Annotated in this window: 19 protein-coding genes and 1 tRNA gene; 16 read left to right on the top strand and 4 right to left on the bottom strand. The window is 63.7% G+C overall.

Annotated features, from left to right (window positions below):
- Positions 1–64 precede the first annotated feature (64 nt).
- The 3 genes from M1B35_RS26900 (at position 65) to M1B35_RS26890 (ending at position 1899) form a co-directional block, all read left to right on the top strand.
- Positions 65–394 (top strand): hypothetical protein, encoded by a 330-nt coding sequence (locus M1B35_RS26900; protein WP_123329181.1) that lies wholly within the window; start codon positions 65–67, stop codon positions 392–394.
- Between the two features lie 47 nt (positions 395–441).
- The gene (locus tag M1B35_RS26895; protein ID WP_268263577.1) at positions 442–1416 is read left to right on the top strand and encodes an alpha/beta hydrolase family protein; all 975 of its coding nucleotides are present in this window, start codon (positions 442–444) and stop codon (positions 1414–1416) included.
- Between the two features lie 78 nt (positions 1417–1494).
- On the top strand, positions 1495–1899 hold the full coding sequence (locus tag M1B35_RS26890) for a hypothetical protein (RefSeq protein WP_123329177.1): 405 nt from the start codon (positions 1495–1497) through the stop codon (positions 1897–1899).
- 75 nt (positions 1900–1974) lie between these two features.
- On the opposite strand, the gene M1B35_RS26885 is transcribed toward M1B35_RS26890, so the two are convergent.
- Entirely contained in the window at positions 1975–2295 is a 321-nt protein-coding gene (locus tag M1B35_RS26885) for a hypothetical protein (protein ID WP_268263576.1), read from the bottom strand.
- Between the two features lie 169 nt (positions 2296–2464).
- Positions 2465–3856, bottom strand: a complete 1392-nt coding sequence (gene gabP / locus M1B35_RS26880) for a GABA permease (protein ID WP_268263575.1) — start codon at positions 3854–3856, stop codon at positions 2465–2467.
- Between the two features lie 555 nt (positions 3857–4411).
- On the opposite strand from gabP, the gene M1B35_RS26875 reads away from it, so the two are divergent.
- From M1B35_RS26875 to M1B35_RS26830, 10 genes are all read left to right on the top strand, one after another.
- Complete coding sequence (locus M1B35_RS26875; RefSeq protein ID WP_123329173.1) at positions 4412–5185, top strand: ABC transporter ATP-binding protein; 774 nt, start codon at positions 4412–4414, stop codon at positions 5183–5185.
- A 13-nt stretch (positions 5186–5198) separates the two neighbouring features.
- Positions 5199–5951 carry an ABC transporter substrate-binding protein gene (locus M1B35_RS26870; protein ID WP_123329171.1) on the top strand — a complete coding sequence of 251 codons (753 nt, stop codon included), beginning with the start codon at positions 5199–5201 and terminating at the stop codon, positions 5949–5951.
- Between the two features lie 65 nt (positions 5952–6016).
- On the top strand, positions 6017–6712 hold the full coding sequence (locus tag M1B35_RS26865) for an ABC transporter permease (RefSeq protein WP_123329168.1): 696 nt from the start codon (positions 6017–6019) through the stop codon (positions 6710–6712).
- Positions 6709–7398, top strand: a complete 690-nt coding sequence (locus M1B35_RS26860; RefSeq protein WP_123329166.1) for an ABC transporter permease — start codon at positions 6709–6711, stop codon at positions 7396–7398. Before M1B35_RS26865 ends, M1B35_RS26860 begins: the two co-directional genes overlap by 4 nt.
- Before the next feature lie 89 nt (positions 7399–7487).
- A complete protein-coding gene (locus tag M1B35_RS26855; RefSeq protein ID WP_268263574.1) occupies positions 7488–8699 on the top strand; it encodes a methyltransferase in 1212 nt (403 codons plus the stop codon).
- A gap of 590 nt (positions 8700–9289) precedes the next feature.
- On the top strand, positions 9290–9766 hold the full coding sequence (locus M1B35_RS26850) for a formate dehydrogenase subunit gamma (RefSeq protein ID WP_268263573.1): 477 nt from the start codon (positions 9290–9292) through the stop codon (positions 9764–9766).
- Positions 9766–11325 (top strand): formate dehydrogenase beta subunit, encoded by a 1560-nt coding sequence (locus tag M1B35_RS26845; RefSeq protein ID WP_268263572.1) that lies wholly within the window; start codon positions 9766–9768, stop codon positions 11323–11325. The genes M1B35_RS26850 and M1B35_RS26845 overlap by 1 nt, the downstream gene beginning before the upstream one ends.
- Complete coding sequence (fdhF, locus tag M1B35_RS26840) at positions 11322–14204, top strand: formate dehydrogenase subunit alpha (protein ID WP_268263571.1); 2883 nt, start codon at positions 11322–11324, stop codon at positions 14202–14204. The genes M1B35_RS26845 and fdhF overlap by 4 nt, the downstream gene beginning before the upstream one ends.
- Complete coding sequence (locus tag M1B35_RS26835; protein WP_123329156.1) at positions 14201–14422, top strand: formate dehydrogenase subunit delta; 222 nt, start codon at positions 14201–14203, stop codon at positions 14420–14422. The genes fdhF and M1B35_RS26835 overlap by 4 nt, the downstream gene beginning before the upstream one ends.
- A gap of 243 nt (positions 14423–14665) precedes the next feature.
- Positions 14666–14740: transfer RNA gene (locus tag M1B35_RS26830), tRNA-Thr, on the top strand.
- A 131-nt stretch (positions 14741–14871) separates the two neighbouring features.
- On the opposite strand, the gene M1B35_RS26825 is transcribed toward M1B35_RS26830, so the two are convergent.
- Both M1B35_RS26825 and M1B35_RS26820 read right to left on the bottom strand, forming a co-directional pair.
- Positions 14872–15741, bottom strand: coding sequence for an AraC family transcriptional regulator (locus tag M1B35_RS26825; RefSeq protein ID WP_268263570.1), 870 nt, complete (start codon positions 15739–15741; stop codon positions 14872–14874).
- Between the two features lie 241 nt (positions 15742–15982).
- Complete coding sequence (locus tag M1B35_RS26820) at positions 15983–16648, bottom strand: GntR family transcriptional regulator (protein WP_123329147.1); 666 nt, start codon at positions 16646–16648, stop codon at positions 15983–15985.
- Between the two features lie 255 nt (positions 16649–16903).
- On the opposite strand from M1B35_RS26820, the gene M1B35_RS26815 reads away from it, so the two are divergent.
- The 3 genes from M1B35_RS26815 to M1B35_RS26805 are packed head-to-tail and all read left to right on the top strand — an operon-like array spanning position 16904 to position 19730.
- Positions 16904–18136 (top strand): NRAMP family divalent metal transporter, encoded by a 1233-nt coding sequence (locus M1B35_RS26815; RefSeq protein WP_123329145.1) that lies wholly within the window; start codon positions 16904–16906, stop codon positions 18134–18136.
- 20 nt (positions 18137–18156) lie between these two features.
- Positions 18157–18927 (top strand): LamB/YcsF family protein, encoded by a 771-nt coding sequence (locus tag M1B35_RS26810; protein ID WP_268263569.1) that lies wholly within the window; start codon positions 18157–18159, stop codon positions 18925–18927.
- Complete coding sequence (locus M1B35_RS26805) at positions 18924–19730, top strand: putative hydro-lyase (protein WP_268263568.1); 807 nt, start codon at positions 18924–18926, stop codon at positions 19728–19730. The genes M1B35_RS26810 and M1B35_RS26805 overlap by 4 nt, the downstream gene beginning before the upstream one ends.
- Positions 19731–19734 lie beyond the last annotated feature (4 nt).

Raw genomic sequence — 19734 nt, 5'->3', positions numbered from 1 at the left:
TAAAGTTACCCGCCGCGCCCCATCGCAGGGGGCCGCCGCAGACTGCCACAAAGGAATGTTGCCCATGAGCCAGAAAAAAGTTCGCGTCCCCTTACCCCACCCCGCCCCCGACAACCCGCGACGCGGCGCCTGGGTCTTTGTGTTGATCGGGGTGTTCCTGTTGCTGCTGGTGGGCGGCCTGGGTTTCCTGCTGGTGGACAGCGTGGTGCAAGGTCAGATCGTCACGGGCAACCGGGTCGGCCCACGACGGATTTATACCCTGGCCACAGAGCCCGGGCGCTTCTGGTTCGAAATCGTCATGCACGGCCTGATTGCCCTGGTGCTCGCCGCCCTCGCCGTTGCAGCGTTCTGGGTAAGCCGGGTATTAATGGGCACGGCCGCCAAACACCCCTAGCCCCGACCACGCTCAGGGCGCGCCATTGCGCCACAGGAGCCCCGATCATGACCGTGCACACGCCACCCACCCCCTTGCCGACGCTGAACGCCACAAAGCTGCCTGGCGCCGATGTGGCCTTCAGCGAGGCGGCGGCTGACGGCTTCCTGCTGGGCGGTTTCAGCTGGCGCCATTGCCAGCCAGACCGCCAGCGCCCGGTGGTGATCATCAACCCGGCCACCTCGGTGCGCTGCCGGCACTACTCGCGGTTTGCCGAGTACCTGTTCGCCCATGGCTTCGAGGTGCTGCTGTATGACTATCGCGGCATCGGCGAGTCGCGGCCGACCTCGCTGAAGGGGTTGCACGCGTCGTGGTCGGATTGGGGCGCGCTGGATTTCGAGGCCATCTTGCAACGCGCCCAGCGCGAGTTTCCCGGGCAGCCGATCGACGTGGTGGGCCACAGTTTTGGCGGCTGCGCGGCGGGCCTCGGCGCCTCGGGCGCAGCGATCCGCCGGCTGGTGACAGTCGGTGCGCAATTCGCCTACTGGCGCGATTACAGCCCCCAGCAACGCTGGCGGATGTTCGGCAAATGGCACCTGGTGATGCCCCTGGTCACCGCACTGTGCGGCTACTTCCCAGGCAAGCGCCTGGGCTGGCTCGAAGACACCCCGGCCGGCGTGGTGCGCGATTGGGCCACGCCGCGCGCACGCTACGAGCAGCGCCCCAGCGGTCGCCAGCTGGTGCGCCAACACGCTGGCCTGCCCTTCGCCTGGGTCGAGGCCGACCTGCTGGCCATCAGCATTGAGGACGACCCTTACGGCACCGTGCCGGCCATCCAGCGCCTGCTGGGGTATTTCACCGGCAGCCGCTGCACCCATTGGCGCATTGCGCCCGAAGACATTGGCGAACAGGACGTCGGGCACTTCGCGTTTTTCCGCAGCCACTATCAAGACCGCCTGTGGCCGATTGCCCTGCACTGGCTGCAACACGGCACCCTGGCGGCAGGCACGCCGGGGCGCCCCGTGCCGCCTATGGTCATCTAAAGGTGCCGTGGCGACCTTTTACTGGCATCCTTTTGCACCTGAGTTTCAGCTCCCCCTTCTGCAACAGGTAAGGCGCCCATGGCATCTGCGAACAAGCAACACAAAAGAGCCCAGCGGGCGAAGACCAAAGCCAAGCAAAACCGCACCCAGCGCAACGTTGCGCCCGTGGAACTGGACCCGAACGATGACCGCATCGACTTCGAGTCGGTGGACCTGACCGAGCTGTTCAAAACCATGCGTGATGCCGAGCAGACCAGCCTGCAAGCGCTGTGCACGGCGTTCCTGGAAGACCCGCTGCTGGCCCTGGTGCTGGAGCAGGAAGGCGAGGAAGGCGCCACCGACTTCATCCTCGCGGCGCTGATCGAGTACCGCCAATGGTCCACCGAAGCGGACGAAGCCAGCGCCCTGGCGTGGATCGAATCGCCGGCGTTCCAGACCGCTTATGTCACCGCCTCCCAAGCCCTGCTTGACGCCGCCGACTGAGCCCCGCCTGCGATAAAAAAAGGGCGCATTCAGTGATGAATGCGCCCTTTTTGCATCGCCCGAAACACTCAGGCCTCAAGCGGCTTGCAGTGGTGGGATGGCCACGCCGATCCGCGTGCTGATGGCGTCGAGGTTGCCACTGGCGACGGACTGCGCCTTGAAGCCGGCGCCGACCAACTCGGCGATGTGCAGCCTGTTGTAGGTAAAACCGAACACCACATTGCTCAGGGTGAAGGTGAAGATCCCCAGGGCAAACAGGATCGCGCCCCATTTCCAGTCTTCCCGGAACAACGGCGGCAGAAAGCCGAAAAACAGCACCGTCCAGGAAAAGCCCACCGGCGCTGCCCGTACCGCCCCGGACTCCGGGTGCTTGAAGATGATCTTGGTGAATGCCATGCGTGCTCCTGCGTGCCCCGGCTTGAGAATCTGAGGGCCGGACTATAGCCATAAGCCGCCAGGGGTGGAACCGTCACCCAGCACCGAATGCCGGGGACAGGCCAGTAAAACGAAAAAGCCGCGGTCGGCATCGACAGCGGCTTTTTCAGTGGAGCGAAGGCTCAGGGAATCAGTTGAGCACCGCCGCGCCAGCACGTTCCAGCTTGCGACGCCGCGCCACAAACAGGCCGGCCGCAATCACCAGAAGGCTCAACACACCGGTGGCGAGGATCTCCACCCGGTGGTCTTCCTGGAACAGCATGATGCCCAGCACCGCAACGATAAATACGATCACCGCGTAGGTCAGGCCCGGGAACAGCCACATGCGGAAGGCGATTTTCTCACCAGCCGCCACGCGTTTCTGACGCATGCGCAATTGGGATACGGCAATCACCAGGTACACCAGCAGGGCAATGGCGCCGGAGCTGGCCAGCAGGAACTCGAACACCGCCGCTGGCGCCACGTAGTTGGCGAACACCGCCAGGAAGGCCGCAGCCGTGGACAGGATCACCGCCCAGTAAGGCGTGCCGCTGCGGTTGGTGCGCTTGGCAGCCGCCGGCGCGTCGCCGCGCTTGCCCAGGGAGAAGAGCATGCGCGAAGCGGTGTACAGCGCCGAGTTCAAGCAACTGGTCACGGCCACCAGCACCACCAGGTCAACGATCAGCTTGGCGTTGGGGATGCCCATGCGATCGAGCACGGTCTGGTAGGAACCGACGTTGGCCAGGCTTGGGTCGTTCCACGGCACCAGGGCCACAACGATAAAGATCGACACCAGGTAGAACAGGCCGATCCGCCAGATCACCGAGTTGGTGGCCTTGGAGATCTGCTGGCCCGGGTTCTTCGATTCCGCCGCAGCAATGGTGACGATCTCGGTGCCCATGAACGAGAACATGGTGGTCAGCATCGCCGCCAGCACTGCGCCCATCCCGTTGGGCAGGAAGCCCTGGGTGTCGAACAGATGGGACACGCCGCTGACCTGGCTGGTGGGCAGCAAGCCGCAGATCGCCAGCAAGCCGAGGATCACGAAGCCGATGATGGCCACGACCTTGATCAGGGCGAACCAGAACTCGAACTCGCCGTAGTTCTTCACGCTGAACAGGTTGGTGGCGGTGAGCAGCAAGGTGATCACCAGGGTGAAGACCCAGATCGCAATGTCGGGGAACCAGGCATGCAGGATGGTCGCCGCGGCGTTGGCTTCCAACGGAATCACCAAGACCCAGAACCACCAGTACAACCAACCGATAGTGAAACCGGCCCAATGGCCGATGGCGCGGTCCGCATAGGTAGAGAACGACCCGGTGTCCGGCGAAGCGACGGCCATTTCCGCCAGCATGCGCATCACCAGCACCACCAGGGTGCCGGCAGCGGCGTAAGCCAAGAGAACAGCAGGGCCGGCTTCGGCGATGGCGTGGCCGGAGCCGACGAACAGCCCGGCACCGATTACGCCAGCGATCGACAGCATGGTCACATGCCGCGGTTTGAGCCCCTGTTCGAGGTCATTGGAGAGTTGCGTACCGCTCATGAAAAGCACCTTTGCAACGAAATAAAAATTCATTCCACCCGGTCTGCATTCCTTCTCGTAAAAAGAATCCAACAGGGCGTTGTTTATTTCTTACGCAAGATTTGCGCCAAAATGTTACGGGCTCCCGGATTCCGCGGGCTGCAAGGCGACCGACGGTTTTACGCAAGTCATTGAGATTAATGGCATTTCGCCAGAACGTTACCGGTTCACCCATCTGCTAGACGAAACCGCGCACCCGAAACACACCCGAAAAGTGCGCTACGCACAATAAAGGGGCGGATCCATGACCTTTGGCCCGTTGCTGCTTCCAACACCCGGCCAAAGCTGGCAACATCGCGCCTTTTTTTACGCGACACCGGCCGCAAACACGGATGAAACGGGCGTCGGGTTGTAGATGGCGCGACAGTCTGCTGCGCCGATGCGACAACCTGTCACGCCCCTTCCGTTTAGCCCCGGTGACGCTGTTGGCTGCGCTTGGACCCCTATGCTAGGTTGGCGCCTCGCCAGGAAGGCCAGCCAACAGCAGGAGCGCAATGAACTCTATGAGGACCGCACATGGCTGAGGCCACGCCCGCGCTTGAAATCCGCAACTTGCATAAACGCTACGGTTCGCTGGAGGTACTTAAAGGTGTCTCGCTGACCGCACGCGACGGCGACGTGATCTCGATCCTGGGCTCCTCCGGTTCCGGCAAGTCCACCTTTCTGCGCTGCATCAACCTGCTGGAGAACCCGCACCAGGGACAGATCCTGGTGGCCGGTGAAGAACTCAAGCTCAAGCCGGCGAAAAACGGCGAGCTGGTGGCCGCCGACGGCAAGCAGATCAACCGCCTGCGCAGTGAAATCGGTTTCGTGTTCCAGAACTTCAACCTCTGGCCGCACATGAGCGTGCTCGACAACATCATCGAGGCGCCGCGCCGGGTGCTGGGCCAAAGCAAGGCCGAAGCCATCGAAGTGGCCGAAGCCCTGCTGGCCAAGGTCGGCATTGCCGACAAGCGCCACGCCTACCCGGCCCAACTGTCCGGCGGCCAGCAACAGCGCGCCGCCATCGCCCGCACCCTGGCGATGCAGCCTAAAGTCATCCTGTTCGACGAGCCGACCTCGGCCCTGGACCCGGAAATGGTCCAGGAAGTCCTCAACGTGATCCGCGCCCTGGCCGAAGAAGGCCGTACCATGCTGCTGGTCACCCATGAAATGAGCTTCGCCCGCCAGGTATCCAGTGAAGTGGTGTTCCTGCACCAGGGCCTGGTAGAAGAGCAAGGATCGCCACAGCAGGTCTTCGACAACCCGCTTTCGGCGCGCTGCAAACAATTCATGTCCAGCAACCGCTAACGGAGCTACACGCATGCAGAGCTATAAGAAAATCCTCCTGGCCGCTGCCGTCAGCCTGGCCTTCAGCGCCACGGCCGCTGCCGAAACCCTGAAAATGGGCATCGAAGCGGCCTACCCGCCGTTCAACAACAAAGACGCCAGCGGCCAAGTGGTCGGCTTCGACAAAGACATCGGCGAAGCCCTGTGCGCCAAGATGAAAGCCGAGTGCAGCATCGTCACCTCCGACTGGGACGGCATCATCCCGGCCCTGAACGCCAAGAAGTTCGACTTCCTGATCTCGTCGATGTCGATCACCGACGAGCGCAAGCAAGCGGTGGACTTCACCGAGCCCTACTACTCGAACAAGCTGCAGTTCATCGCGCCTAAAGCCGAGGCCGGCTTCAAGACGGACAAAGCCTCGCTCAAGGGCAAGATCATCGGCGCACAACGGGCGACCCTGGCCGGCACCTGGCTGGAAGACAACCTGGGCGACGACATCACCATCAAGCTCTACGACACCCAGGAAAACGCCTACCTGGACCTGACGTCCGGCCGCCTGGACGCGATCCTGGCCGACAAGTACGTCAACTACGAGTGGCTGAAAAGCGAAGCCGGCAAGCCTTACGAGTTCAAGGGCGACCCGGTGGAAGAAAGCGACAAGATCGGCATCGCTGTACGCAAGGGCGACCCGATCCGCGAGAAGCTCAACGCGGCCCTGAAAGAAATCGTCGCTGACGGCACGTACAAGAAGATCAACGACAAGTACTTCCCGTTCAGCATCTACTGATCCTGACGGTCCTGACCGGCGCCCGCCCCCTGGGCGCCGGCCTTTAGCAAAGCCTGGCAAACCCCATGAATATCGACCTCTACGGATTCGGCCCGGCGCTCGCCGCGGGCGCGTTGATGACCGTCAAACTGGCCCTCTCGGCGCTGTGCCTGGGGCTGGTGCTCGGCCTGCTCGGCGCCCTGGCCAAGACCTCCCCGTACAAGCCCCTGCAATGGCTGGGCGGGACCTATTCGACCCTGGTGCGCGGGATCCCCGAACTGCTCTGGGTGCTACTGATCTATTTCGGCACGGTCAACCTGATGCGTGCCCTGGGCGAGTTCTTCGGCAACCCCGATCTGGAACTCAATGCCTTCGCCGCCGGCGTCATCGCCCTCGGCCTGTGCTTCGGCGCCTACGCCACTGAAGTGTTCCGTGGCGCGATCCTGGCGATCCCCAAGGGCCACCGTGAGGCCGGCGTGGCCCTGGGCCTGTCGAAGACACGGATTTTCACCAAGCTGATCATGCCGCAGATGTGGCGCATCGCCCTGCCCGGCCTGGGCAACCTGTTCATGATCCTGATGAAAGACACCGCCCTGGTTTCGGTGATCGGCCTGGAAGAAATCATGCGTCACTCGCAGATCGCCGTGACCGTGTCCAAACAGCCCTTCACCTTCTATATGGTGGCGGCCTTCATGTACCTGGGCCTCACCGTGCTGGCCATGACCGGCATGCACTACCTGGAAAAACGCGCCGCTCGCGGCTTCGCGAGGAGCACCCAATGAACTGGGAAGTGATCATCAAGTGGCTGCCCAAGCTGGCCCAGGGCGCGACCCTGACCCTGGAATTGGTGGCCATCGCCGTCATCGCCGGGCTGCTGCTGGCCATCCCACTGGGCATCGCCCGCTCGTCGCGCCTGTGGTACGTGCGGGCCTTTCCGTACGGCTACATTTTCTTCTTCCGGGGCACGCCGCTGCTGGTGCAGTTGTTTTTGGTCTACTACGGCCTGGCCCAGTTCGATGCGGTGCGCAATAGCGCCCTGTGGCCCTACCTGCGGGACCCGTTCTGGTGCGCCACCGCCACCATGACCCTGCACACTGCGGCCTATATCGCGGAAATCCTGCGGGGCGCGATCCAGGCCATTCCGCCGGGCGAGATCGAAGCGGCGCGGGCCCTGGGCATGTCCAAGCCCAAGGCGCTGTTCTACATCATCCTGCCCCGGGCGGCGCGCATCGGCCTGCCGGCCTACAGCAACGAAGTGATCCTGATGCTCAAGGCCAGCGCCCTGGCCAGCACCGTGACCCTACTGGAGCTGACCGGCATGGCGCGGACCATCATTGCCCGGACCTACCTGCCGGTGGAGATCTTCTTCGCCGCGGGGATGTTCTACCTGCTGATGGCGTACATCCTGGTGCGCGGCTTCAAGCTGCTGGAACGCTGGCTGCGGGTCGACGCCTGCCAGGGCCGCTAAACCCCCTGACGCTCCCCAGGCCCTGGCCTGGCGGAGCGGCCGGGCACTGCTGGGCCTGAACACCCCTTTCAATACCCCGAGCGCCAAGCATGCCCGCGATCCTCCAAGGCCCCGAACTCCTGACCCGCTTTCAGGCCCTGGAACACTTCCTGCTGGCCCACCAAGGGCTCTGGCGCCCGCGCCCCTTCACCCACCTGCAACTGCCCTGGGAAGCCCAGCACCCCGAACTGGCCTGCTGGCTACGCGAGCGCTCACTGGCGGACGCCGAAAGCGCCCACAACCACCCGGAACAGCTCGACGCCCCAGGCCCCTTTCCCGCGCTGGCTGCCGAGTCCCTGGCCCTGGGCTCGGTTGGCGAACTGCCGAGCCTGCCGCTGCACGCCGCCCACCCACGCTTGAACGTCGACGTGCCCGGACGCAAATGGCAGCAGATCGAGGCCTTTGCCAGCCGCCTGGACTTTGCCCACCGCCCCGAACACTGGTTGGACTGGTGCGCCGGCAAAGGCCACCTGGGCCGGCGCCTGCTGCAAGGCGAGCAGCAACTGACCTGCCTGGAATACGACCCAGCCCTGGTCGCCAGCGGCCAGCAACTGAGCCAGCACCTGCAACTGCCGGCCGAGCATGTGCAGCAGGACGTCATGGCCGCCGACGCCGCCGCGCGCCTGGGCGCCCAGCACACCCCGGTGGCCCTGCATGCCTGCGGCGACCTGCACGTGCGCCTGATGCACCTGGCCAGCGCCGCCGGCTGCCGGCACCTGGCAATCGCCCCCTGCTGCTACAACCGCATCGCGGCTGAGCGCTATCAGGGCTTATCCACAGCCGCCCAGGCCTCCCGCTTGCAACTGTCCCTGGAAGACCTGGGGCTGCCCCTGAGCGAAACCGTGACCGCCGGGGCCCGGGTCCGCCGCCAGCGCGACACCTCCATGGCCCGGCGCCTGGGCTTCGATCTGCTGCAACGCCAGCTGCGCGGCGTCGACACCTATTTGCCCACGCCTTCGCTGCCCAGCGCCTGGCTGGACAAGCCCTTCGCCGACTACTGTCGCGACCTGGCGGCGCTCAAAGGGTTATCCACAACCGCCACGCAGGACTGGCCAGCCCTGGAAGCCGCCGGCTGGCAACGCCTGGCCCAGGTGCGCAACCTGGAACTGCTGCGCGGCCTGTTCCGGCGGCCCCTGGAGCTGTGGCTGGTGCTCGATCGGGCGCTGTTCCTAGAGGAACAGGGGTATGCCGTGCGTCTCGGCTCGTTCTGCCCGGCGCCCCTGACCCCGCGCAATCTGCTGCTGCTCGCCGAACGCCGATAACGCACTGCGACAGTGCGTCGCAAGCTGTGGATAAGTCTGTTGATGAATAATTGGCGAAGCCTCGAAAAACAACGCTTTCAGGAGGCATTCGCAATTGGTCATTTTTTGTTCATAAAATAAATCTTCGAAAAAACAGCCAGTTGCAGGCTGCTGTGAAGGGCTTCACAGATTGGCCGGTAAAACGCCGGAAATACCCGCCCGTTGTGCATAAACACTGCAGGCAACGGGCATAAGGGCCCCTTGTAGACGCAACCAGCGGCCCCGCAAAGGGCCTGATTCGGGCCGTAACAACGCTCCATCCGATCGACCGGCACTGCGCGCTCCCCTCTTCTAGACTTCAAGGGGGTCGTGGACGGAACCGAACACGTCGCTTTCGTACCGACCCATCCGGGGCAGCGTGGCAAGCTGCCTGTTATGCCCTGAATAGGTGCGGCAAAGACCGCACCGGGTCCAACAAGATGCCCGCTCAGGGTGCCTGGCCACCGGCCTGAACATGCCGCGAAAACCGTGACGTGGTGTGAATGCCGCAGCCGACACTTTCGGACAACCGACAGCCTTATTGGTGTGTCCGTGACCGTGAGGATTGCTGTATGCCTGATGACACGCTGCAACTGCCGATGCTCAACAGCCTGCTGGAGCGCCACCAAGGCTCCCCGGGGGCGCTGTTACCGATCCTGCATGAGATCCAGGCGAACCTGGGTTACATCCCCGATGCCGCCGTTCCCGAAATTGCCCACGCCCTGAACCAGAGTCAGGCCGAAGTGCGTGGGGTGATCAGTTTCTACCATGACTTCCGCACCGCCCCGCCGGCGCGCCACATCCTGCGCCTGTGCCGGGCCGAGTCCTGCCAGAGTCGGGGCGCCGAGCAGTTGGCGGCGCAGTTGCGCGAGCGCCTGCAACTGGACGACCACGGCAGCAGCGCCGACGGCAGCATCAGCCTGCGGCCGGTGTATTGCCTGGGCGCCTGCGCCTGTTCGCCGGCCCTGGAACTGGATGGCCAGGTGCATGCGCGGCTCAGCGCCGAGCGCCTGGATGCCCTGCTCGATCGCTGCCAGGAGGACACCTGATGCTCAGCCTTCATCTGCCCTGTGATTCCCTGGCCCGCGCCGTCGGCGCCGATGAGGTGGCGGCGGCCCTGATCACCCAAGCCGCACACCGCAACCTGCCACTGGACCTGCGCCGCAGCAGTTCCCGGGGCCTGTATTGGCTGGAGCCGCTGCTGGAACTGGACACCCCGGAAGGCCGGGTCGGCTTTGGCCCCCTGAGCGCCGCCGATGTGCCGGGTTTGCTCGATGCGCTGCTCGGCGACGCCGCAGCCCATCCACTGGCCCTGGGGCGGGTGGAACAATTGCCCTACCTGCACAGCCAACAACGCTTGCTGTTCGCCCGCGCCGGCATTACCCGCCCCCTGTCCCTTGAGGACTACTGCACCTACGGCGGCTTCGAAGGGCTGGCCAACGCCATCACCCTGGGCGGCGAAGCGACGGCCACCGCGGTCTTTGATTCCGGCCTGCGTGGCCGGGGCGGCGCGGCCTTCCCTGCGGGGATCAAGTGGCGCACGGTGCGCGGCACCACAGCGGCGCAAAAGTACGTGGTGTGCAACGCCGACGAAGGCGACTCCGGGACCTTCGCCGACCGCATGCTGATGGAGGGCGACCCGTTCCTGCTGATTGAAGGCATGGCCATTGCCGGGGTCACCGTGGGTGCCAGCTACGGCTATATCTACGTGCGCTCGGAATACCCCCAGGCGGTGGCAACACTCAACGCAGCACTGGAGATCGCCCGCACCGCCGGCTACCTCGGGAACAATGTGTGCGGCAGCGGCCTGGCGTTCGACATGGAAGTGCGAGTCGGCGCCGGGGCCTACATCTGCGGCGAAGAAACCGCGCTGCTGGACTCCCTCGAAGGCAAGCGCGGGATTGTCCGCGCCAAGCCACCGATCCCCGCACTGCAAGGCCTGTTCGGCCAGCCGACCCTGGTGCACAACGTGCTGACCCTGGCCTCGGTGCCGCTGATCCTGGCCAAGGGTGCAGCCTTCTATCGCGACTACGGCATGGGCCGTTCACTGGGCACCATGCCCTTCCAATTGGCGGGCAATATTCGCCACGGCGGCCTGGTGGAACGGGCCTTCGGCCTGACCCTGCGGGAACTGGTGGACGACTACGGCGGCGGCACCGCCAGCGGCCGCCCCCTGAAAGCCGCGCAAGTGGGCGGCCCGCTCGGCGCCTGGGTGCCACCTTCGCAATTCGATACGCCCCTGGACTACGAAGCCTTCGCCGCCATGGGCGCGATGCTCGGCCACGGCGGCGTGGTGGTGGCCGACGACAGCCTGGACATGGCCCATATGGCGCGCTTCGCCCTGCAGTTCTGCGCCGAGGAATCCTGCGGCAAATGCACGCCGTGCCGCATCGGCTCGACCCGCGGCGTGGAGGTCATCGACCGCCTGCTGGCCGCCCCCGATCAGGGGCAGCGCGACGAGCAGGCGCTGATCCTCAAAGACCTGTGCGACACCCTGCAATACGGTTCGCTGTGCGCCCTGGGCGGGATGACCTCCTACCCGGTGGCCAGCGCGTTGAAGCACTTCCCCGCTGACTTCGGTCTGCAGCCCTCGGAGGCCGACCAATGATCACTCTTTTCGACCCTGCGACAGACATCGACCTGGGCACGCCCGCCCGCGACAGCCAGGTGCAGATCACCCTGAACATCGACGGCCGCAGCATCAGCGTGCCCGAAGGCACCTCGGTGATGCGCGCCGCGGCCTTGATGGGCACGACGATTCCCAAACTCTGCGCCACCGACAGCCTGGAAGCGTTCGGCTCGTGCCGCATGTGCCTGGTGGAAATCGACGGCATGCGGGGCTACCCGGCCTCCTGCACCACCCCGGTCAGCCAGGGCATGAACGTGCACACCCAGACGCCGAAACTGGCGAGCTTGCGCCGCAACGTGATGGAGTTGTACATCTCCGACCACCCGCTGGACTGCCTGACCTGTTCGGCCAACGGCAACTGCGAACTGCAAACCGTGGCCGGCCAGGTCGGCCTGCGGGAGGTGCGCTACGGCTATGACGGTGCCAACCACCTGCAAGAGCAGAAAGACACCTCCAACCCTTACTTCGACTACGACCCCAGCAAGTGCATCGTTTGCAACCGCTGCGTACGTGCCTGCGAAGAAACCCAGGGCACCTTCGCCCTGACCATCACCGGCCGGGGCTTCGAGTCCCGGGTGGCGGCGGCCGGCGGCGACAACTTCCTCGACTCCGAATGCGTGTCCTGCGGCGCCTGCGTGCAGGCCTGCCCCACCGCCACCCTGATGGAAAAAAGCGTGGTGGAGCTGGGCCAGCCCGAGCGCAGCGTGATCACCACCTGCGCCTATTGCGGCGTGGGCTGCTCGTTCCGCGCCGAAATGAAGGGCGAGCAACTGGTGCGCATGGTCCCGGACAAAAACGGCCAGGCCAACCATGGCCACTCCTGCGTCAAAGGGCGCTTCGCCTGGGGCTACGCCACCCACCCGGACCGCATCACCAAACCGATGATCCGCAAGCACATCAGCGACCCGTGGCAGGAGGTCAGCTGGGATGAAGCCGTCAGCTACGCCGCCAGCGAAATGCGGCGCATCCAGTTCAAATACGGCCGCGACTCGATCGGCGGCATCACCTCCAGCCGCTGCACCAACGAAGAAACCTACCTGGTGCAGAAGCTGGTGCGCGCCGCCTTCGGCAACAACAACGTCGACACCTGTGCCCGCGTCTGCCACTCGCCCACCGGCTACGGCCTGAAACAAACCCTGGGGGAATCCGCCGGCACCCAGAGCTTCGACTCGGTGATGCAGGCCGATGTGATCCTGGTGATGGGCGCCAACCCCAGCGACGCCCACCCAGTGTTCGCCTCCCAACTCAAACGCCGCCTGCGCCAGGGCGCTCGGCTGATCGTCATCGACCCCCGGCGCATCGACCTGGTGGACTCGGTGCACGCCCGCGCCGAACTGCACCTGGCCCTGCGCCCGGGCACCAACGTCGCCATGCTCAACGCCCTGGCCCATGTGATCGTCACTGAAGGCCTGCTGAAACAGGACTTTATCGACGCCCGTTGCGAAGGTGCGGATTTCGCCCGCTGGAGCGAGTTCGTCAGCCGTGCCGAGCACTCGCCTGAAGTCCTCGGCCTGATCTGCGGCGTGCCCGCCGCCGACATCCGCGCCGCCGCCCGGCTGTATGCCAGCGGTGGTAACGCCGCCATCTACTACGGCCTGGGCATCACCGAACACAGCCAGGGCAGCACCGCCGTGATGGGCATCGCCAACCTGGCCATGGCCACCGGCAACATCGGCCGTGAAGGTGTCGGGGTGAACCCGCTGCGCGGGCAGAACAACGTCCAGGGCTCGTGCGACATGGGCTCCTTTCCCCATGAACTGCCCGGCTACCGGCACATCTCCAACCAGGCAGTGCGCAACCAGTTCGAACAGGCGTGGAACGTCAGCCTGCAACCCGAACCCGGCCTGCGCATTCCCAACATGTTCGAAGCGGCCCTGGGCGGCAGCTTCAAGGGCCTGTACTGCCAGGGCGAGGACATCGCCCAGAGCGACCCCAACACCCAACACGTGACGGCTGCGCTGTCGGCCATGGAATGCGTGGTGGTGCAGGACATCTTCCTCAACGAAACCGCCAAGTTCGCCCACGTGTTCCTGCCGGGCGCCTCGTTCCTGGAAAAGGACGGCACCTTCACCAACGCCGAGCGGCGCATCTCCCGGGTACGCAAAGTCATGGAGCCTCTGGGCGGCAAGGCCGACTGGGAAGGCACCCTGGCCCTGGCCGCAGCGCTGGGCTACCCGATGCACTACAACCACCCCTCGGAGATCATGGATGAAATCGCCCGCCTGACCCCGACCTTCACCGGCGTCAGCTACGCCAGCCTGGAACGCCACGGCAGCCTGCAATGGCCGTGCAACGAAGCGGCGCCCGACGGCACGCCGACCATGCACATCGACACCTTTGTGCGCGGCAAAGGCCGCTTCATGCTCACCGGCTACGTGCCCACCGAAGAGAAAATCAACGGGCGCTACCCACTGCTGCTGACCACCGGACGCATCCTCAGCCAGTACAACGTCGGCGCCCAGACCCGACGCACCGACAACGTCGCCTGGCACGACGAAGACCGCCTGGAAATCCACCCCAGCGACGCCGAAAGCCGTGGCATCAACGAAGGCGATTGGGTGGGCATCGGCAGCCGCGCCGGGCAAACCGTCCTCCGCGCCCGGGTCACCGAGCGCGTGGCCCCGGGCGTGGTCTACACCACCTTCCACTTCCCCGAATCGGGGGCCAACGTGATCACCACCGACAACTCCGACTGGGCCACCAACTGTCCGGAATACAAAGTCACGGCCGTGGAAGTCAGCCGCGTCTACCACCCTTCCGAATGGCAGAAACGCTTCCAGGCCTTCAGCGAAGAACAACAGCGCCTGCTCGACCAGCGGCGCCAGGCCCGCAGCGCCAAAGCCGAGGTACGCCGATGAGCACCGCCAACCTGATCAAAATGGCCAACCAGATCGCCTCCTACTTCGCCAACGAACCCGACCAGGACCAAGCCATGCTCAGCGTGCGCAACCACCTGCAAATGTTCTGGACCCCAGGCATGCGCAAGGAACTCCTGGCCTGGCAAACCGAGCAGCAAGGCGCAGACCTGCACCCCCTGGTGCAAAACGCAGTCAAAGGCGCAGGCTGGGAGGCATGACCGCCGATTGAAGCTTCATTTAGAAACCGGCTTGCCAACGAAACGCCCCTCAAATCCGGCACAAACCTTGAGGACGTTATCGCTGGCAAGCCAGCCTCTAAAGCCACCGCACAGGCGTCCGCCAACGGCGCCACGGGCGTCCTCACAAAGGGTGCCAGCGACACGCCAAAGGCCCATGCAAAAATAGTCAGATTTCAGGGGTTTACAGACGCCCGCCAATCGCTATAATCGTCGCCCTAACACGCCGGTATAGCTCAGTTGGTAGAGCAACTGACTTGTAATCAGTAGGTCCCGGGTTCGACTCCTGTGCCGGCACCATACAAAACAAAGCCCTCGTAGAAATACGAGGGCTTTGTTGTTTCTGGGGTTTGGAAACTCCCCCTAGAACCTGTCACATGGCTGCGCGGACACTCGTTAATGTCCGTCAGGGTCGAAAGCTGCTTGCTCCGCTATTGCAGCGGAACATACACATCAGTTTGCCACTGATCCTGCGGTGTCTCGGGATAGGCGCTCAGGTAATGAAAGAACAGCGGCTGGTCACGAAGTTCCTCTCCACTGGCCGGGAGCCAATCGCGGTAAATCGGATAGATCGTTTCGCCGATGTGGTCCGGTGACCCCGCGTGTCGCACCACGACGCAGCGACCGCCAGGAATGACGATCTCGTGCACACCGAACGCATTCGACGCCACGGCCTCGTGAATCTCGCCGCAGATTGCGAAGCGGAATTCTTGTGGCGGTGTCGTATCGGGGTTGCCATAGGGAATGCCAAAGGTTCGACTCGATGCCACCGGCGACTGTCCGCTCTGCATACGCCACTCGATGAACTTGCATACGCTCTCATTGACGAGCCCAGCGGGTCCGCAGTGTTCAAGCGTTGCGACCCTGACTTCAGGGAATTCCACGATTCGTACTTGCATGATGATAGTCCTGGAAAAGTGAGGGATTGCGAACACCGTACTCCAGACCTGCCAGTTCGGTTCCTTCCTGAACGCACTCGGCGTCATACCGAACGCCCGCCTGAACGCCCTGCAAAATGCCTCGGGACTTTCAAAGCCGGCACCGAGTGCGGCGTCCAGTACCGAGTGATCCGCGAGGGAGGCCAGGCGATGTGCCGCGCGTCGTAGCCGCATCAGTTGCACATAACGCGAGACAGACACTCCTACGAACGCGGTGAATTGCCGATGGAAGTGAAACGCCGAAAAGTTCGCCACATGGCTCAACGTCTTCACCGACAGGTCACCTTCGAGATTGGCATCAATGTAGGCGAGTACGGCGTTGAAGCGTGTTGTGTAAGCGAAGTTGGTCGGCATGTCAGACACTGGGAAAAGCCTCCGGGAAGTACGGTCGGCAATAGAGTCGACTATAAGGGCGTGAACGCGCCTAGCCGCGTTTGCTCAAGGTGCGTTTTGTGTTGGCCAATGTGATCTCTTCCAAGGCGATGCAAAGGCCGGTGGCATCCAGGTGTCCACTTCTGACCGTCTGCTGCATGTACGACGGGCAACTCCTGCAACGATAAGAGCGCAGCCTGACCTCACAGGAGTAAGCCCCCCATCAAATCGTCTACCGCTTGGTACTACGCTCATACGCCGCCAAAACGGTGCGTTCCGATTGCACCAGGTAGCTCTCGAGCATGGTGGCGGCGTCGTTGGGTCGGCCTTCTTCCAAGCATTGGAGAATCGAGGCATTCATGTCGAGGAACGGCAGGTGCAGGAATTGCGGGTCGTTGAGCAGCCCGAAGGCGAGTCGCAGTTCGGCCGAGATCTGGCCGTAGAACACCACCAGGCGTGGGCTGTCGGCGAGTTCAACGATTGCTTTGTGGAACATCATGTTGGCGGTGCCGACCGCCACCCAGTCTTTGGTTTCCCGCGCGCGGACGCCGGATTCGACCGCTTCGCGCATGTGCAGTGTGCCTGGATGCTGGGGATAACCCTGGGCGATCGCTTTGCATTCGATGAAGCGGCGCACCCTGTAGATGTCGATGATCGAGCCCATGTCCGGCTCTGCCACGGTCACCCCACGGTTGGGTTCGTGCTTGAGCAAGCCCTCGCGAGTCAGGACCCTGAACGCCTCTCTCAGGGTGTTGCGAGAGATATCCAGATTTTCGGCAAGGGCGGCTTCTGACAGGCGTTGGCCGGGTACCAGCTCACCCTCGACCAGCATTCTGCGTATCTCTTGGGTAATGGTTTCTCCCAGTGTGCGAGGAAGAGCGGGAGAGGCGTCGTTCATAAAAGATCCAGGATGAGAAAAACCGCGCCGGTATTCCATCAGAGCTTAGTGCAGGGCACAAGGATCAAGCATGAAGCGTGCTTCATTAAGTAGCACTGCTGGGTTTTGAAGTAACAACTTGGTGCAAATGACTCACTCAAAATATATAGATTGTTCAACAATAAACGATTGATGCACCTACATTGCAGGGGTGATGTTTGAGTCTTGGCATGCTCATTGCTCAGCCCAGGTATCTCTCACCGTAGGAATGATGCCGTGACACAGACCACTCAAGAGTTCACAAAAGCGCGGCGCGCCTCTTTGGTCGCCGCCATATTCATGATGGCCACGTCCGCCATTGGGCCAGGTTTCCTGACCCAAACGGCGACGTTCACCGCGACCCTGGGTGCTGCGTTTGCGTTCGGTATCCTGGCCTCGATCCTGATCGACTTCGTCGTGCAGCTGAACGTCTGGCGCATTGTGTCGCTGACCAAAATGCGCGCGGCGGACCTGGCCAACGCGGCCATCCCGGGGAGTGGCTACCTGCTGACGTTATTGGTGCTGTGTGGCGGCCTGGTGTTCATGCTGGGCAACATTGCCGGCGCGGGCCTGGGCTTGAATGCCTTGACCGGCCTGGACCCGAAATGGGGAGGTGCGTTGAGCGCGCTGCTGGCCATCGCGATTTTCTCGTCCCACCGCGCCGGCATTGCCATGGACCGCATCATGATGGGCCTGGGCATCCTCAAGGTGTGCCTGATCCTGTTCGCCGCCTTCGCGACCCATCCGCCGTTGGGCGAAGCCCTGCGTCAATCGGTGTGGCCTGACTTCATCGACTTCGCCTCCATCACCACCATCGTCGGTGGCACCGTGGGCGGCTACATCACCTACGCCGGCGCGCACCGCTTGCTCGATCGCGGCACGGTGGGTGTGGAAAATATCGAGGCCGTCTCCAAGGCCGCGCTGACCGGCATCCTGGTCACCGGCGTCGCCCGCTACGTTCTGTTCCTGGCGATCCTCGGGGTCGTGGCCAGCGGCGTGGTCATCGACGTGTCGGGCAAAGGCGCCAACCCTGCGGGCCAAGCGTTCCAGGCGGCTGCCGGCAACATCGGCATGATGATGTTCGGCCTGGTGCTGTGGGCGGCGGGGATCAGCAGTGTGATCGGTGCGTCTTACACCTCGATGTCCTTTATCACCGTGTTCTCGAAGCGTATTACTGAGCGGGTGCGCCACCTGGCCACCGTTGTTTTCATTGTCATTTCGCTGATTGTTTATATGGTGCTGGGCAAGCCACCGGCGGCCCTGCTGGTCTTCGCGGGCGGCTTCAACGGCCTGATCCTGCCGCTGGGCCTGAGCATCTTCATGTATGTGGGCTGGCGCCGTTCCGACCTGATGGACGGCTATCACTATCCTCGCTGGTTGCTGGTGCTGGGCATCCTGACTTGCCTGCTGTCGTGGTTCATGGCTTACAAGTCGGCAGGTGCCATCTTTGCGTTCATCGGCGCAGCGTGATTTAACCGGAGATTATTCAGATGCGTGCAATTGACCTTAACAGCGACCTGGGAGAAAGCTTCGGCGCCTGGAGCATGGGCGACGATGCCGCGATGCTCGATGTGGTGACCAGCGCCAACGTCGCGTGCGGTTTCCACGCCGGCGACCCGGCCGGCATCCTGCGGACCCTGAAAGCCGCGGTGGCCAAGAATGTCACCATCGGTGCCCATGTCGCCTACCCGGACAAAGTGGGCTTCGGCCGACGGAACATGGACGTGGCCAGCGATGAGCTGACCGCTGACGTGATTTACCAGATCGGTGCACTGCAAAGCCTGGCCAAGGCCGCCGGCACCTCGGTGCGCTACGTGAAACCCCACGGCGCCCTGTACAACACCATTGCCCACGACCGCCGCCAGGCGCTGGCGGTGATCGAGGCCATCCGTGCCATCGACCCCACGCTGGTGCTCGTGGCCCTGGCCGGTTCCGAGCTGATTGAGCTGGCACGCAACGAAGGTTTGCAGTGTGTCGCCGAAGCCTTCGCGGACCGTGCCTACACGCCCCAGGGCACCCTGGTTTCGCGGCGCGAGCCCGGGGCCGTGCTGCACGACCCCAAGCTCGTGGCCCAACGCATGCTGCGCCTGGTGGAAGACGGCACCATCGAAGCCATCGATGGCAGCCGAACGCGCATCCAGGCCGACTCGATTTGTGTCCATGGCGACAGCCCCGCCGCCGTGGAAATGGCCCGCGAACTGCGCCGAGTGCTGGAAAACGCCAACCTGTCCCTGCGGCCTTTTGCTGGAGATCGCCCATGAATGCCCTCGCCCGCGCCCGTCAGACGGCCATCGCCGCGGCCCAGGAAGCACGCAAAACTTACCGTGGCGGCCTGATCACACCCACGGCCGGCATTGCCCCGGGCATGACCCAGGCCAACCTTATCGCCTTGCCACGCGAATGGGCCTACGACTTTCTGCTGTACGCCCAGCGCAACCCGAAAGCCTGCCCGATCCTCGACGTCAGCGATGCCGGCAGCCCGAGGACCCTGCTGGCGCAAGGCGCCGACCTGCGCACCGACATCCCCCTGTATCGCATCTGGCGTGACGGGAAAATGGTCGAAGAAGTCAGCGACGCCACCCAGGCCTGGGCCGAACACGACGATATGGTGGCGTTCTTGATTGGCTGCAGCTTCACCTTTGAAACCGCCTTGCAAGAGGCCGGTATCGAAGTGCGGCATATCGCGGACGGCTGCAACGTGCCGATGTACCGGACCAACCGCGCCTGCCGCCCGGCGGGACGCCTGCAGGGTGAAATGGTGGTGTCGATGCGGCCGATCCCGGCCGATCGCGTGGCCGAGGCCAGCGGGATTTCCGGGCGCTACCCCTCGGTCCACGGCGCCCCGGTGCACATCGGTGAGCCGGCACTGCTGGGTATCCAGGACCTGAGCCGACCCGACTATGGCGATGCCGTGCGCATCGAGCCGGGCGAGGTCCCGGTGTTCTGGGCCTGCGGTGTGACGCCCCAGGCGGCAGTGGCGGCCTCGGGTGTACCCTTCGCGATCACCCACGCCCCCGGTCACATGTTCATCACCGATGTGCCCGACAGCACCTACCACGTCTAGGAGT

Origin of the sequence: Pseudomonas morbosilactucae (assembly GCF_023241665.1) — a bacterium.
Lineage (GTDB): Bacteria > Pseudomonadota > Gammaproteobacteria > Pseudomonadales > Pseudomonadaceae > Aquipseudomonas > Aquipseudomonas morbosilactucae.
The sequence above is the reverse complement of the archived record's forward strand: the minus strand, read 5'-3'. Positions and strand labels throughout refer to the sequence as shown.

Excerpts from the sequence above, each read along its gene's own strand:
- M1B35_RS26900 (WP_123329181.1), top strand. The coding sequence starts at position 65 with ATGAGCCAGAAAAAAGTTCGCGTCCCCTTACCCCACCCCGCCCCCGAC.
- M1B35_RS26895 (WP_268263577.1), top strand. The coding sequence starts at position 442 with ATGACCGTGCACACGCCACCCACCCCCTTGCCGACGCTGAACGCCACA.
- M1B35_RS26890 (WP_123329177.1), top strand. The coding sequence starts at position 1,495 with ATGGCATCTGCGAACAAGCAACACAAAAGAGCCCAGCGGGCGAAGACC.
- M1B35_RS26885 (WP_268263576.1), bottom strand. The coding sequence starts at position 2,295 with ATGGCATTCACCAAGATCATCTTCAAGCACCCGGAGTCCGGGGCGGTA.
- gabP (WP_268263575.1), bottom strand. The coding sequence starts at position 3,856 with ATGAGCGGTACGCAACTCTCCAATGACCTCGAACAGGGGCTCAAACCG.
- M1B35_RS26875 (WP_123329173.1), top strand. The coding sequence starts at position 4,412 with ATGGCTGAGGCCACGCCCGCGCTTGAAATCCGCAACTTGCATAAACGC.
- M1B35_RS26870 (WP_123329171.1), top strand. The coding sequence starts at position 5,199 with ATGCAGAGCTATAAGAAAATCCTCCTGGCCGCTGCCGTCAGCCTGGCC.
- M1B35_RS26865 (WP_123329168.1), top strand. The coding sequence starts at position 6,017 with ATGAATATCGACCTCTACGGATTCGGCCCGGCGCTCGCCGCGGGCGCG.
- M1B35_RS26860 (WP_123329166.1), top strand. The coding sequence starts at position 6,709 with ATGAACTGGGAAGTGATCATCAAGTGGCTGCCCAAGCTGGCCCAGGGC.
- M1B35_RS26855 (WP_268263574.1), top strand. The coding sequence starts at position 7,488 with ATGCCCGCGATCCTCCAAGGCCCCGAACTCCTGACCCGCTTTCAGGCC.
- M1B35_RS26850 (WP_268263573.1), top strand. The coding sequence starts at position 9,290 with ATGCCTGATGACACGCTGCAACTGCCGATGCTCAACAGCCTGCTGGAG.
- M1B35_RS26845 (WP_268263572.1), top strand. The coding sequence starts at position 9,766 with ATGCTCAGCCTTCATCTGCCCTGTGATTCCCTGGCCCGCGCCGTCGGC.
- fdhF (WP_268263571.1), top strand. The coding sequence starts at position 11,322 with ATGATCACTCTTTTCGACCCTGCGACAGACATCGACCTGGGCACGCCC.
- M1B35_RS26835 (WP_123329156.1), top strand. The coding sequence starts at position 14,201 with ATGAGCACCGCCAACCTGATCAAAATGGCCAACCAGATCGCCTCCTAC.
- M1B35_RS26820 (WP_123329147.1), bottom strand. The coding sequence starts at position 16,648 with ATGAACGACGCCTCTCCCGCTCTTCCTCGCACACTGGGAGAAACCATT.
- M1B35_RS26810 (WP_268263569.1), top strand. The coding sequence starts at position 18,157 with ATGCGTGCAATTGACCTTAACAGCGACCTGGGAGAAAGCTTCGGCGCC.
- M1B35_RS26805 (WP_268263568.1), top strand. The coding sequence starts at position 18,924 with ATGAATGCCCTCGCCCGCGCCCGTCAGACGGCCATCGCCGCGGCCCAG.